This window comes from Mesorhizobium sp. DCY119 (genome assembly GCF_003590645.1).
Classification (GTDB): Bacteria; Pseudomonadota; Alphaproteobacteria; order Rhizobiales; family Rhizobiaceae; genus Mesorhizobium_M.
The window spans coordinates 2,305,837-2,319,575 of sequence record NZ_CP031834.1; the positions used below are offsets into that span (position 1 = coordinate 2,305,837).

The 13,739-nt window shown below is 62.0% G+C and carries 13 protein-coding genes; 8 read left to right on the forward strand and 5 right to left on the reverse strand.

Annotation, left to right across the window (positions count from 1 at the left end; genetic code table 11):
* Positions 1 to 22: 22 nt before the first annotated feature.
* The 3 genes from DZG07_RS11130 to DZG07_RS11140 all read right to left on the reverse strand — a co-directional run bounded on the left by DZG07_RS11130 (position 23) and on the right by DZG07_RS11140 (position 2,242).
* The gene (locus tag DZG07_RS11130) at positions 23 to 802 is read right to left on the reverse strand and encodes a formyl transferase (RefSeq protein ID WP_119816971.1); all 780 of its coding nucleotides are present in this window, start codon (positions 800 to 802) and stop codon (positions 23 to 25) included.
* 122 nt (positions 803 to 924) lie between these two features.
* Positions 925 to 1,503, reverse strand: a complete 579-nt coding sequence (locus tag DZG07_RS11135; RefSeq protein WP_119816974.1) for a DUF4893 domain-containing protein — start codon at positions 1,501 to 1,503, stop codon at positions 925 to 927.
* A gap of 85 nt (positions 1,504 to 1,588) precedes the next feature.
* Positions 1,589 to 2,242, reverse strand: coding sequence for a DUF1638 domain-containing protein (locus DZG07_RS11140; RefSeq protein WP_119816977.1), 654 nt, complete (start codon positions 2,240 to 2,242; stop codon positions 1,589 to 1,591).
* An 85-nt stretch (positions 2,243 to 2,327) separates the two neighbouring features.
* Between DZG07_RS11140 and DZG07_RS11145 the strand changes: the two genes are divergently transcribed.
* A complete protein-coding gene (locus DZG07_RS11145; RefSeq protein ID WP_091915040.1) occupies positions 2,328 to 2,465 on the forward strand; it encodes an entericidin A/B family lipoprotein in 138 nt (45 codons plus the stop codon).
* Between the two features lie 62 nt (positions 2,466 to 2,527).
* On the opposite strand, the gene DZG07_RS11150 is transcribed toward DZG07_RS11145, so the two are convergent.
* The gene (locus tag DZG07_RS11150; protein ID WP_091915042.1) at positions 2,528 to 3,226 is read right to left on the reverse strand and encodes a B12-binding domain-containing protein; all 699 of its coding nucleotides are present in this window, start codon (positions 3,224 to 3,226) and stop codon (positions 2,528 to 2,530) included.
* A 258-nt stretch (positions 3,227 to 3,484) separates the two neighbouring features.
* Here DZG07_RS11150 and DZG07_RS11155 point away from each other — a divergent pair, with 258 nt between their 5' ends.
* Complete coding sequence (locus DZG07_RS11155) at positions 3,485 to 5,059, forward strand: trimethylamine methyltransferase family protein (protein WP_091915109.1); 1,575 nt, start codon at positions 3,485 to 3,487, stop codon at positions 5,057 to 5,059.
* A gap of 240 nt (positions 5,060 to 5,299) precedes the next feature.
* Positions 5,300 to 5,989, forward strand: a complete 690-nt coding sequence (locus DZG07_RS11160; protein ID WP_119816980.1) for a 4Fe-4S dicluster domain-containing protein — start codon at positions 5,300 to 5,302, stop codon at positions 5,987 to 5,989.
* Between the two features lie 12 nt (positions 5,990 to 6,001).
* Here DZG07_RS11160 and DZG07_RS11165 read toward each other — a convergent pair whose 3' ends face one another.
* Positions 6,002 to 6,385, reverse strand: coding sequence for a hypothetical protein (locus DZG07_RS11165; RefSeq protein ID WP_119816983.1), 384 nt, complete (start codon positions 6,383 to 6,385; stop codon positions 6,002 to 6,004).
* A 161-nt stretch (positions 6,386 to 6,546) separates the two neighbouring features.
* Between DZG07_RS11165 and DZG07_RS11170 the strand changes: the two genes are divergently transcribed.
* From DZG07_RS11170 to DZG07_RS11195, 5 genes are all read left to right on the forward strand, one after another.
* Positions 6,547 to 7,278 carry a dienelactone hydrolase family protein gene (locus DZG07_RS11170; protein WP_119816986.1) on the forward strand — a complete coding sequence of 244 codons (732 nt, stop codon included), beginning with the start codon at positions 6,547 to 6,549 and terminating at the stop codon, positions 7,276 to 7,278.
* Between the two features lie 170 nt (positions 7,279 to 7,448).
* Positions 7,449 to 8,126 carry a FadR/GntR family transcriptional regulator gene (locus DZG07_RS11175; RefSeq protein ID WP_119816989.1) on the forward strand — a complete coding sequence of 226 codons (678 nt, stop codon included), beginning with the start codon at positions 7,449 to 7,451 and terminating at the stop codon, positions 8,124 to 8,126.
* On the forward strand, positions 8,123 to 9,430 hold the full coding sequence (locus DZG07_RS11180; protein WP_119816992.1) for a CynX/NimT family MFS transporter: 1,308 nt from the start codon (positions 8,123 to 8,125) through the stop codon (positions 9,428 to 9,430). The genes DZG07_RS11175 and DZG07_RS11180 overlap by 4 nt, the downstream gene beginning before the upstream one ends.
* A 1,527-nt stretch (positions 9,431 to 10,957) precedes the next feature.
* Positions 10,958 to 11,518, forward strand: coding sequence for an RNA polymerase sigma factor (locus tag DZG07_RS11190; RefSeq protein WP_091912304.1), 561 nt, complete (start codon positions 10,958 to 10,960; stop codon positions 11,516 to 11,518).
* Positions 11,519 to 11,520: 2 nt separating this feature from the next.
* Positions 11,521 to 13,563: a von Willebrand factor type A domain-containing protein gene (locus tag DZG07_RS11195; protein WP_119816997.1), complete on the forward strand. Its 2,043-nt coding sequence runs from the start codon at positions 11,521 to 11,523 to the stop codon at positions 13,561 to 13,563.
* Positions 13,564 to 13,739: the final 176 nt, after the last annotated feature.

Genomic DNA, 13,739 nt, shown 5'->3' on the forward strand with positions numbered 1-13,739 from the left:
AAGGAGATTTAAGGAGCGACGGCTACCAGACGCCGCGCCGGATGCCGTTCCAGAGATAAGTCCAGATCGGCGGATGATACCATTGCATCGAGGGCAGGCCGGTATCGACCGGTTTCAGGCGCCCGGCGAGCGCATCGCCGACTGCCTGCACGCAGATTTCGCGCGACAATGAGGCCAGTCGCAGCGCGTAGGACATCAGATTGTCGTCGGGGCCGGGCTTGCCGCGCACCTGATACAGCACGTCGCCGGTGTCGACGCCTTCGTCGACGAGATGCACCGTAGAGCCGAAATTTTCAGCGTCGCCCGTGGCCAGCGCCCAATAGGCGCCGTTCATGCCGCGATATTTCGGGTTGATCGCTGCATGGTAATTCAGCACCGGGCATTTTATCGCCGCGAGCGTCTTCTTCGACAGCAGCCGGCAGCCGGCGAGGAAAACCACGGCCGGCTCGATTTCCGCGATCGCGGCGAGAAATTCCGGCGAATTGGCCGACGGAACATGGATGATCTTCTGTCCGGGGCGGGGCTCGGTTTCGAGCTTTGCGTCGGCAATCAGGCGATCGGCATGTCCGGAAAAGAAACGCTTGCCCAGCCGATTGACGATCATCGTCGCGACCTGGCCGCCGACCGAAATCCAACCCTGCTTGCGCGCCCGGCGCTTGAGGAGTGCGGCCTTCGATTCCGGTATTTCAAGAATGACCGTGATGGGCCCGAAGGCGTTCGCCACGGCATTGATGATCGCCCAGATGTGAGGACCACCCTCGGTCACCATGACGATCGGTTTGTTATCTGCGTGGGCTGTCATTCTATTCGGTCACGGTGATTTCTGCGAGCCCACGCCATTGCGGCGCGGGCCTGCGGGACAATCGCACGGTCAGCTTACTGCGGGCTTAACCGAAGTGACAAATTGCTGCCGTGAACCGCGGTTCAGCGCTTGAATTCGAGGATGTCGAGCTTGGATTCGAAGCGTGGTGCCGGAAATTCGATGCGCCATTCATTCGGCCCGGTGCGGAAGGTGTAGCCGGCCTGGTCGCTGTCGGGATTGGCCGGATAGCGCTTGGGCGTGTCGCCGGCGACAAAGAACGAGCCGAGATAGGTGAGGCGGGTATCGCTGTCGGTGAAGAAGCGGCCTTTGGTGCGCTGCGAGCCGCTCAGCTTCTCCAGCGTCCAGCCCGAACCGTCGTCGGTGACGCGGCATTTGAACCAGCCATAGACGACCAGCGGCAGGTTGCCGCCGACCTTGATGGTGCGGCACTGCCAGTTGCCGGTCATGTCGAAGTCGGTGAAGGAAACGGGCTGCTTGGCCAGGATCGCATCAAGCGTCGCCACATCTTCGGCTGCGCCGCCCTTCTTGGCCTCGTCGATCGCCTCGGTTCGCGTGGCTTCGTATTTTTCCAGCCGGGCGCGGTCAGCCGGCGTGATCAGGCTCTCGATCTCGCCGGTGGCAAGCGCCTGAGAGGCAGGCAGGACCAGCAGGAGAGAAAAAAGCGCTTTGCGAAATGCCATCGTGGGCTCCTTGTTTCCAGGCGAGGGGAGCCGGTGATTCCGGCAGCATCGTGATCACGCCGTTGTTCTTTACCTGATCATGATCTTATCCGAAAACCGGATTCCACTTTTCGGGATCATGATCAAGCGCCGCCTTGGCAAGGGAGGATGACAGGTCGCCATAGCCGGTGAAGCGGCGCTCATAGGCGAGGCCAAGCAGCCTGGCAGCATCCTCCGCCACCTTGTCCAGGGCAGGATCATTGGTCTGGGCGAGATAGACGACCTTCTCGTAATTGCCGAAATAGTCGGCGATCAGTTCCGGATGCCGGTCGAGCCCAAGCGGCTTGATGAAAAAGGCATCGAACTGCCGGCACAGGAAGTCGGTCATGTAGAAGGACATCATGTCGCCGTCTTCGATCGCGCGAAACGCCTCCATGCCCTGGTAGAAAGCAAAACAGTGCGGCCCGTCCATGCGCTCGACGCCGTGCTTTTCGCATATGCGGTCGACCATGCCGCCGCTGCCGCAATCGGCATAGCCGACGAATATCTGGCCATAGCCGTCAGCCTTGGCCTTGACGATCGCCTTGTCGAGCGCCGGCGCGATGCGGTCGGGATAGTAGTGGAACTCGGCGGGCAGGCAGGTCAGGTCGAGATGGTCGAGCCCAAGCTGCTCTTTCACCGCAAGTATTTCGCGCGCAAGCATGCCGCAGCCTATTACCAGCAGCCTGTCTCCTTGAGTGCTCTTCGATGCGGTCGCCATGGAACCACTTCGGTTCGAATTCGTTCCTGATCGCGTATTGACGCCTGAACGCATATTTATTTAGTCAACGAGGGAGACACAGTCCATGAAACTGTCACGTATTGCATCGCTTGCAGCGATTTTGGCCTGCGCCCTGGCCGTCTCGGCCTGCGCGAACACAGTTCGCGGCGTCGGCAAGGACGTCAAGTCGACAGCCAATGCCGTCGAGGATACCGTCGAGTAGTCCTTGATCTGAATATTCCGTCATAGGAAAAGGCCGCACCTTTGAGTGCGGCCTTTTTTCATTCAGGCCGAAGCGCGGACGTTGTGCTTGCGCTTCATGAAATCCTTGGCGGTTTCGACCGCCACCGCCGCGTCGCGGCAATAGGCGTCGGCGCCGACGGCCTTGCCGAATTCCTCGTTGAGCGGCGCCCCGCCGACGAGCACGACATAGTCGTCGCGGATGCCCTTTTCCTTCATCGTGTCGATCACGACCTTCATATAGGGCATGGTCGTGGTCAGCAGCGCCGACATGCCGATGATGTCGGGCTGGTGTTCCTCGATCGCGGCGAGATATTTCTCGACCGGATTGTTGATGCCGAGGTCGATCACGTCAAAGCCGGCACCTTCCATCATCATGCCGACAAGGTTCTTGCCGATGTCGTGAATGTCGCCCTTGACCGTGCCGATCACCATCTTGCCCTGCTTGGGCGCGCCGGTGGCGGCCAGAAGCGGGCGCAGGATGAACATGCCGGCCTTCATGGCATTTGCCGACAAAAGCACTTCGGGCACGAACAGGATGCCATCGCGGAAATCCTCGCCCACGATGCGCATGCCTTCGACCAGCGCTTCGGTCAGAACCTTGTAGGGCGCCCAGCCGCGTTCGAGCAGGATGTTGGTGCCTTCCTCGATTTCCTCCTTGAGGCCATCGTAAAGGTCGTCATGCATCTGCTGGACGAGTTCGTCGTCGGAAAGCTCGGACAGGATGATTTCGTCGTCGGACATTTTCAGGCTCCTCGTGGCCGCAGGCACCCATCCAGCGCGGCGCGCAATTTCGCTTCAATACCTATCCCGCAAGCAGTACAAATCCATAGCTGATTTGCGACTTCCTGCAAAAGGAAAGCGACCGCCAACTTATCGGTTTTCTTGTCGATTTTGCGACAGGTCTTGGCGCTGGCGGGCCGTTTCGCTAAGGGGGCATGACTACGATCCGGAGCAAGGGTGCAAAAAGCGCTCCATGTCAGATTTCTAGGGATGACTTCGATGGAAGATAACCTCTTGTCCGAGCAGGAAGCCTCCAACGCACGGCGCGGACGTGGCGCCAGCGGCGGTGCGGCAGCGCGGCGCGCGGCGCGTTCGGGCGGCGGCCCCGGCGTGCAGCAGACCTATATCAACCGCAAGATCAAGGTCTACGAGGTCCTCGACGAGGAGGGTCTCGCCCTGATCGAGAAGAATGCCGACACCGTTCTGGAAGAAATCGGCATCGAGTTCCGCGACGACGCCGAGGCGCTGGCGCTGTGGAAGGAAGCCGGCGCGGACGTAAAAGGCGAGCGCGTGCACTTTCCCAAAGGCCTGCCGCGTTCGCTGCTCAAGACCGCGCCGTCCATGTACACGCAGCATGCGCGCAATTCGGCGCGTTCGGTGCAGATCGGCGGCAATGCCACGGTCTTCGCGCCAGTCTATGGCCCGCCCTTCGTGCGCGATCTCGACGGCAACCGCCGCTATGCGACGATCGAGGATTTCCGCAATTTCGTGAAGCTCGCCTATATGGCGCCGTCGATCCACCATTCAGGCGGCACGGTGTGCGAGCCGGTCGATGTGCCGGTCAACAAGCGCCATCTCGACATGATCTACAGCCACATCAAATATTCCGACAAGCCGTTCATGGGCTCGGTCACCGCGCCGGAGCGCGCCGAAGACACGATCGCGATGGCCAAGATCGTCTTCGGCGACGATTTCGTCGACCAGAACACGGTGCTGACCAGCCTGATCAACGCCAACTCGCCGATGGTCTTCGACGAAACCATGCTCGGCGCGCTGAAAGTCTATGCCCGCAACAACCAGGCCTGCATCGTCACGCCCTTCATTCTCGCCGGCGCAATGAGCCCGGTGACGGTGGCTGGCACGCTGACGCAGGTTCTGGCCGAGGTTCTGGCAGGTGCTTCCTTCACCCAGCTTATCCGCCCCGGCGCGCCGGTGCTGTTCGGCACCTTTGCCTCGTCCATCTCGATGCAGTCGGGCGCGCCGACCTTCGGCACGCCGGAGCCGTCGCTGGTGTCTTATGGCGCAGCACAGCTCGCCCGCCGTCTCGGCCTGCCTTTCCGCACCGGCGGTTCGCTCTGCGCCTCCAAGGTTCCCGATGCACAGGCAGCCTATGAAAGCGCCAACACGCTGAACTCGACGCTGCTTGCTGGCACCAATTTCGTGCTGCATGCGGCCGGCTGGCTCGAAGGCGGTCTCGCCTCCTGCTACGAGAAGTTCATGATGGACATCGATCAGCTCGGCATGAGCCAGAAGTTTGCCGACGGCGTCGATCTGTCGGAAAACGGCCAGGCGATGGATGCGATCCGCCAGGTTGGTCCGGGCAGCCATTATCTCGGCTGCGACCACACCCAGGCGAATTTCCAGACGGCTTTCTACCGTTCCTCGATTGCCGACAACAATTCCTACGAGCAGTGGCTGGCCGAGGGCCAGAAGACCGCACCGCAGCGCGCCAACGACCTCGCGCGGCGCTGGCTCGAAACCTACGAAGCACCGGCGCTCGACCAGGGCATCGACGACGGACTGATCGATTTCATCGCCAAGAAGAAGGAATCGATGCCCGACGCCTTCACTTGAAGCGAGCCCGATTCAGGCGGGGCTAAAGTCGCCAAAATCATTCACAAGGAAGTCTGGCGGAGCGCTTTCTCCGGCCCGGGCAAGGGGTGAGGTTGTGCTTGCGCGGCTGGCTCTGCCCCTCATCCGACCCTTCGGGCCACCTTCTCCCCGTGAACGTGGAGAAGGAAGAGTGGAGACGTTGCGGCCAGCCTTCTTCTCCCCGTTCACGGGGAGAAGGTCCCGGCAGGGGGATGAGGGGCGGTGAAAGCCTTTCAGGAACTAGCGGAAACTCTCTCCACCACCCTCGCTGCCCACGGCCTCGTCCTGCGCGGCGGCTTCAACTTCAGCGCTGGCGAGGAATCGCCCACCGGCCCCTCCAACGCCCCCGCAAAATCCGTGCTTCTGGTCGGGCAGACAGGCTCCGCGCCTTGGCCGCATTTCCTGCGCTGGTGGGAAAGACAACCGCGTGACCTGAAAGACCCGCTCGACTCCTGGTCGCGCGAGGTCATCGGTGCGGTGGCGTACGAATTCGGCGCGCGTGCAGTCTCGCCGTCCGACCGGCCCTTCCTGCCGTTCCAGCAATGGGCGATGCGGGCCGAGGGACTAAAACCGTCGCCGCTCGGCATCCTCATGCATCCCGAATACGGCCTCTGGCACGCCTATCGCGGGGCGCTGCTGTTCGATCGTGAGATTTCGATTCAGGCGCCTGAGAATCCGATTCATCTTTGCGATGCATGTATCGGAAAACCTTGCCTGAACTCTTGTCCAGTCGGCGCATATTCCGCCGACGGATTTGCCTATGAGACCTGCCTGTCGCATGTGCGTGGGCCTAAAGGAGCACCTTGCCGCGACGCCGGCTGTATCGCCCGAAACGCCTGTCCCTATGGGACGGAATATCGCTATGCGGCTGAGGTGCAGGCCTTTCACATGAAGGCCTTTGCCGGGCTGTAGAGAGTGGCCGGGTCAGTTGGTGTAGCGCGTGTCGTCGGCCATGGGGTCGCGAGGGGCGTCGCAGGTAGTGACGTTGCCGACCGTGCGGCAGGCGCTGGCGACGGGTTTCGGCGCACAACCGTCCGGGTCCGGGCAAGGCGGCGGGCTGGGAAACCCGACAACCGAATTTGCATCAGGCCGGATCGTGCCGGCTGGCTGTGTGGCTGTTGGCGAAGGCATCGTGTTTGCCGCGAGGCCCGGAGGTGGCAGGCTTTCGGAAGTGTTGATCTGCGATATCGAAGCGGCCGGAGGTGCCGGCGAATAGGCGAGATCCTGCGGCTCGGAGGATGTGCAGCCGGCAAGAAAAATGGCGGAGATTACCGGGCAAAACAGCGCCGGCAGCAGTCGATTTTTCATGTGGGACCTCATTTAGCCGCGCCATTTTTCAGAGATATGGCGGGGATACAAGCCGAGCCGCGCCTTCTCCCCGCACGAATTATTGAACGCTGCAATCCGACGCCGTCTTGGCCCTGTGACGGCAGATCGCTATGTGTCGAACCGGAGCAAAGGAGCAGCCAATGACTATGCGTGAGATCGAGATCAAGACCGAAGACGGCACCGCCAAGGCGGCTCTGGTTCTTCCGGCGACCGCCTCCAAGGCCGGCGTCATCCTCTATATGGACGCCTTCGGGCCGCGCGCTGCACTCTACGACATGGCCGAACGTCTGGCAGGCGAGGGCTATGCGGTTCTCGTACCCGATCTCTTCTACCGCTTCGGCGCTTACGGTCCTTATGATGCGAAGACAGCCTTCAGCGACGAGAAGCTGCGCGCCGAGATCATGGGCATGGTTGGCGGCACCACGCAGGAGATGACGCAGCGCGACACAGCGGCGTTTCTCGAAGCCCTGTCGGAGAATGGCGCGACCGGCCCGATCGGCGCGGTCGGCTATTGCATGGGCGGCGGTCGCGCGCTGAATGCCGCCGCAGCCTATCCCGATCGCATCGTAGCCGCAGCCAGTTTTCATGGCGGGCGGCTTGCCAGCGATGCGCCCGACAGCCCGCACAACAATGCAGCGAAGATCAAGGCGCGTGTCTATGTCGGCACCGCCGGCGTCGACGGCAGCTTTCCGCCGGAACAGTCCGGCCGGCTTGCCGAGGCGCTGCGCATAGCGGGTGTCGATCACATCATCGAAAACTATGTCGGCTCGGACCATGGCTGGTGCATTGCCGACCATGGCGTCTACAACGAAAAGGGCGCCGAACGTCATTGGTCGCGGCTGACGACGTTCTTTGCCGAAACACTGTGCTGAAGTAGCGTCGTTTCGGAAAAACAGCTCGCAACGAGGGGTCGTGCTTTTCACAAACTGATTCAGTTTGACTGCCTATCCATCGGAAAACCCAGCCGGAATCCGTTCGAGTTGACGGTTGGTGGCTAGAGGCGTATTCATCAAGTCATCCGATGACTTGATGAATCTTTGCCATGCAACCTGCCACCCGAACCAATCTCACCGAAAGTGCCGCCGAAAGCGTGCGGCTCGAAATCGTCAATGGCCGCTGGGCCGTGGGCGAGCGCATCCCCAACGAAGCAACGCTGACCGAGATGCTCTCCGTCAGCCGCGGCACGGTGCGTGAGGCGGTACGTGCGCTGGTTTCGCAAGGGTTTCTCGAAACCCGGCAGGGATCCGGCACCTATGTGCGCTCCGCCGTCGACACCGCCGGCACATTGAGCCGCGTCAAGCGCGCCGGCCTGCGTGACCAGTGGGAGGCGCGCGCGGCACTCGATGTCGAGGCGGCGCGGCTTGCCGCCATCCGCCACACGCCCGCCGATATCGAACTGATGCGCCGGCTGCTGGCGCAGCGCGGAACGCCTGCAGACGGCGGGCGCGAGGCTTTCGCCCGCCGCGACATCGCCTTCCACAAGGCCGTCGTTGCCGCTTCCGGCAACCGGGCGATGGTCGAAATCTACGATTTCTTCTCTGCGGCAATCATCGAGACAATCCAGTCGACGCTCGCCGGCGACCTACCCGAGCCCGATGCCAGGGCGCATGAGGCCATCGTCGATGGCATCGCTTCGGGCGATCCCGACATTGCCGCCGCCACCGTCCGTGCCTTCATGGCGCCCGTCCTTCTCGAACTCGATCGGCTGCTTTCGCAATGAACCAGAACTTTCCCCGGCCGCAGGCGCAGGCCGAGCTTGCCGCGATGGATGCCGCAGACAGCCAGCTCATCGACGCCGAAGAAGACAGCATTCCGCGTCCGCTGCCGCCGCAGCTTCACAGCCGCGCGGCACAGATAATGCTTGGCTTGAACCTCGTGCTGATCGCCTTCAATCTGCGCCCGCTGTTTTCCAGCCTGTCGGTCCTGCTGCCGGAAGTCATCCAGGAAACAGGCCTGTCGACGGTCGGCGCCAGCATCCTGACGACGCTGCCTGTCCTCTGCCTTGGCCTCTTCGCGCCCTTTGCGCCCAAGCTTGCCCAGCGTTTTGGCGCGGAGCGCGTTTTGCTCGGCGCGTTGCTGCTTCTTGCCGTCGGCACGGCTTTGCGCGGACTGGAATCTGTGCCGATCCTGTTTGCCGGCACTTTCCTAGCGGGTGCTGCAATTGCCGTCAGCAATGTGCTGCTGCCGGGGTTGGTGAAGCGCGATTTCTCCAGCCACGCCGCCATCATGACCGGGCTCTACACCATGGCGCTCTGCGGCGGTGCCGCCGGTGCCGCAGGGCTTACCTTGCCCATCGAGCACATCGTCGGCTCATGGTCGGGCGCGCTCGCCGCCTGGGCGGTTCCGGCGCTGGTCGTGATGCTGATCTTTGCGCCGCAGGCTCTGGCACGGAAGGCGCAGGCTGCTCATTCGGGCTTCCGCGTCGTCGGGCTCTGGCGCGACCGGCTCGCGTGGCAGGTCACGTTTTTCATGGGGCTTCAATCCGCACTTGCCTATTGCATCTTCGGCTGGCTCGCACCGATGCTGCGTGAACGCGGTTTCGATGCTGCGACTGCCGGCGGCATCGTTTCGCTTTCGGTGATGACGCAGGTCGTCACCTGTCTGGCGGTGCCGTCGCTGGCAGTCCGCTTCAGGGACCAGCGCGGCGTCAATGTGGTGTTGGTCGCGGCTTCGGTCGTCGCGCTGCTCGGCTTTCTGTTTGCGCCGACTTCCACGGTGCTGTTCTGGGCGGTTCTGCAAGGCATCGGGCAGGGCGGGCTGATCGCGGCTGCCATGATGGTCATCGTGCTGCGTTCACCCGATTCCCATGTCGCGGCGCATCTTTCGGGCATGGCACAAGGTGTCGGCTATGTGCTGGCAGCAGTTGGCCCTTTGCTCGTCGGCCTCATCCGCAGCTGGACCGGCAGTTTTCATGCCGCCGCATTTCTCTTCGTAGCGCTCGGTCTGGGCGCCGCAATCATGGGATGGGGCGCGGGCAGGGCGCTGCATGTCGGGGCGCGGACGGTGATGGTTGGGGAAGAGTGATGTTCATCTTGTCCGACGGATTTGTCTTCGCCGGCCAATCGTCACCATTGCAGTGACAGGATGCTCAGAACACCATCGGTGACGATCAGCGCAGGCGGCACATGAAGTTCGTCATCCCGGAAACCGGAGCGAAGCGCAGGTAATCCGGGACCCATTGGCCTGATCGTCGTCAAGCACGGCCCGGTCCTGATATTGACGCACGTTCAGCACCGCCGAAGCTCTTTTGCATTCCGGCATGGATCCCGGGTCTCCGCTTCGCTCCGCCCGGGATGACGAAGAGAGGACAGCACTTCTAACGTCAACCTTGGCGATTGGCGGCGCCAACCATGAAGTTCGTCATCCCGGAGGTTATCCGGGACCCATTCCGAGCATCGGCAGGCACGGCCTCGTCCCGATATTGATGCGCGTTCAGTACCGCCGAAGCTCTTCTGCGTTCCGGCATGGATTCCCGACACTCTCCGCTCGTTCCTCGCTCACGAGGTCGAGAATGACGAGCTTACTGGTTGCCCAGCGGCAAGCCGCCGACGTTGGAGATGGGCTGTGCTTGCTGGTTGCCTCGCCCGCAAATCGTCCGAAATCGGCAGCGATTCTTAGCTGCCGTGCCGGCAACTCACCAAGGCCGAAGATTAGCGGCAAGCCCAAACGCAATTCGTCATTCTCGACCTCGTGAGCGAGGAACGAGCGGAGAGTGTCGGGAATCCATGCCGGAACATCGATGAAGGCCGCAGCGGTGCAGAACTGCCGAAGCTGAAGCACGCGGAAACTGTGGGAAAGATTTCCACCTCATTTCCACCCAACCCATTGTTTCCACTCACCCCACACATTTTTTCACCCCCAATCTTTCCCCACCCTCAAACCCCTCCCGCATAATCCCCTCATCGCTCTTGCGGGACCGGGTTCTGGAACCGGGATCGGGGAGAGCGGCGGTGACCTCCCGCCCTGGTGTGGTAGCCAGGAACCCGAGGGCCCGACACAGGCCGGCGTCCTGCGGCCGCATGCCCTGGCTGGAAGCTGCAAGCGACAAGCTTGTGGTGGAAGGATCAAGGGCAGATCGCGCAGGATGCGGAGAAGCCGCGGCGTCTTGTCCATGGAATGTACATGGAGCGGGCGTTGTGACCGGCCAACTTCGGGACAGACACCGAGCGGGGCGCGGAAGTCGCGCCACGTACTAAACATAGGAAGGCACGGCCATGCGCCCCGCTTCCCGATCTTTGACAATGGCCAGACTGCGATGCAGGGCGTGGCGATGAACAGGTGCGTCCTTCGAGGCTCGCTAACGCTCGCACCTCAGGATGAGGGAGGGTGGCGATGAAGTGCGCCGGCGCCCACCTCCCCCTTGAGGGGAGGTCGCGGACTGAGCGAAGCGAAGGAAGCGGGTGGGGTCGGTTCATGCCGAGCGCAGCGCAAAGGAACGTCGAGCACTGCCGCAGCGACCCCACCCAGCCCTTGGGAAGGTAATCCCTGCCATCAAAAAAATCTTTCCATCCCCCAAAGGATTATCGAATAGCTTTCGTCTCAGGAACGATGATGGCGATGACATTGGATGAGGGCGAGGCCACCGATGCCGATCTGATCGGGCGGGCGCGCAATGGAGACAGGCAGGCTTTCGGCGAACTCGTCGAGAGGCACTATGATTTTGTCCATCGCGTCGCCTGGCGCTGGTGCGGCCGAAAGTCGGACGCCGAAGACATCGCCCAGGAAGTCTGCGCCCGGCTTGGCCGGGCGATCCGCGATTATCGCGGCGGCGGGGCCTTCACCACATGGCTCTATGCCATGACCCTGAATGCAGCGCGCGACATGGTGCGCAAGAATGCTCGCGAGACGGCGAAGACCGAGGCTTTCGGTGTTCATGCGCTGATTTCGGGCGAAGCAACGAGCGAGCCGGAAGACCAGGCGGAAGCGCTTTGGGCGGCGGTGCGACAACTGCCGGACAAGCAGCGCGAGGCGGTTCTGCTGGTCTATGGTGAAGGCCTGAACCATGCGGCCGCCGCCGACGCCATGGCCTGCGCCGAGGCGACGGTCTCCTGGCATATCCATGAAGCGAAGAAACGGCTGAAGCTCATCATGCGCTCGGCCGGGGAAGATTGATCATGGTCGACGACAACGAACTCAACAGGCTGCGCGACAGCGCCGTGCCCAAGCCGAGCGCGGAAGCCAGGGCGCGCGCGCTGAATGCCGCTTTTGAGGCCTTTGACGAGAAAAAAACATCACCTGCCACCCAAGGATCGCAGCCAAGCCTTCGTCTCACTGACCGGATACACAAACTCTGGAGTGAGATGATGCAGAAGAAACTCTATGCCGCACCCGCGCTTGCCGGGCTCGTTGCCCTGCCGGTCGCCGGCTATATGACGTTCCAACTTGTCGAAAACTCGCCGTTCGATTTCGGCACCGAGCGCAAGGTGAGCGAACCGCGTGAACGCGTCGAGCAGCCGGCGACGGTTCAGCAGGCTCCCGTCGAAGCCGAGCAGGACAAGGATGAGGCGCTTGCCAAGCCTGCCACTCCCCAGCGGGAGCCGGCGCTTTCGGCCAGCGAGGCCCAGCCACAAGCCGCCGGCGGCAGTGCGCCGCCCAGCCCGACGGTTTTATCGCGGTCGAAAGCAGTGGTATCCAATCAGAATGCCGCCGACAGCACTACGCTGATGGCAGAGCCGCAGGCGATCATGCCGACCCCGGCGGATGTCTACGCGCCAGCCGAAGCCTCCAATGACCGCGTCCAGCAGTTCGACACCAATCCGATCCATTCGGCCAAGGAAAACCCGGTCTCGACCTTCTCGATCGATGTCGACACGGCGTCCTACTCCTTCGTTCGGCGCTCGCTGAAGGAAGGCGTCCTGCCGCAGCCCGATACGGTTCGCGTCGAGGAGATGATCAACTACTTCCCCTACGACTGGGCTGGTCCGGAATCTGCTGCGACGCCGTTCAACTCCACGGTCACCGTCATGCCGACGCCGTGGAACGAGAACACCAAGCTCATGCATATCGCCATCAAGGGCTATGACGTGAAGCCGGCCGAGCAGCCTAAGGCAAATCTCGTCTTCCTGATCGACGTTTCCGGTTCGATGAACGAGCCTGACAAGCTGCCGCTGCTGCAATCGGCCTTCCGGCTGCTGGTCAACAGGCTCGGGCCTGATGATACCGTGTCGATCGTCACCTATGCCGGGGAGGCCGGCACGGTGCTGGAGCCGACCAGTGGCTCGGACAAGGTGAAAATACTCGAGGCTATCGACAGGCTGCAGCCCGGCGGCTCGACCGCGGGTGCGGCGGGCATCGAGGAAGCCTACCGGCTCGCCCAGAAGTCCTTCATCAAGGATGGCATCAACCGGGTCATGCTGGCGACCGACGGCGATTTCAATGTCGGCCAGAGCGACGACGCCGACCTGAAGCGGATGGTCGAGGAAAAGCGCAAGTCCGGCATCTTCCTGTCGGTGTTCGGCTTCGGCCGCGGCAACCTCAACGACCAGATGATGCAGACCATCGCCCAGAACGGTAACGGCACCGCCGCCTATATCGACACGCTGGCCGAAGCCGAGAAGGTGCTGGTGCAGGATGCCGGCTCGACGCTGTTTCCGATCGCCAAGGACGTGAAGATACAGGTCGAGTTCAATCCGGAAAAAGTCTCCGAGTACCGGCTGATCGGCTATGAGACCCGCGCGCTGAAGCGCGAGGACTTCAACAATGACCGTGTCGATGCCGGCGAGATCGGCTCCGGCCATTCGGTGACGGCGGTCTACGAGATCACGCCGAAGGGCAGCCCGGCGCAGGCGGTGGACGATCTGCGCTATGGCGAGGCGAAGACCGACAATGCAACTGGGGTTGCGAACGCAGACGAATACGCCTTCGTGAAAATCCGCTACAAGCTTCCCGACGGCGATGTGTCCAAGCTCATCACCACGCCGGTGACTTCGGCCAATGAAGTGGGCTCGTTCGACGATGCCAGCGACGACCAGCGGTTTTCCGTTGCGGTCGCGGCTTTCGGCCAGAAGCTGCGCGATGCCGACCAGACGGCGAATTTCGGCTACGACCGTATCAGGGAGATCGCCTCGGCGGCGCGCGGAGCGGACCCGTTCGGCTACCATTCTGAGTTCCTGTCGCTGGTACGCCTTGCCGCCGCGCTCGGCAGTGGAGGGCGCTAAGCGCGGCCACGTGCCAGCCGTACTTGAGAAGGCAAAACACCAAAAGAAAGCTTACTGAAAGGCTGGCGAGGGAAACTTCGTCGGTCTTTTTCCTTTTTGGGATCAAAGGCTTGTACGATTTTCAGATTTTGCACCGAAGATGTATCTTGTAAAAGATATATCTTTTGATAGATATA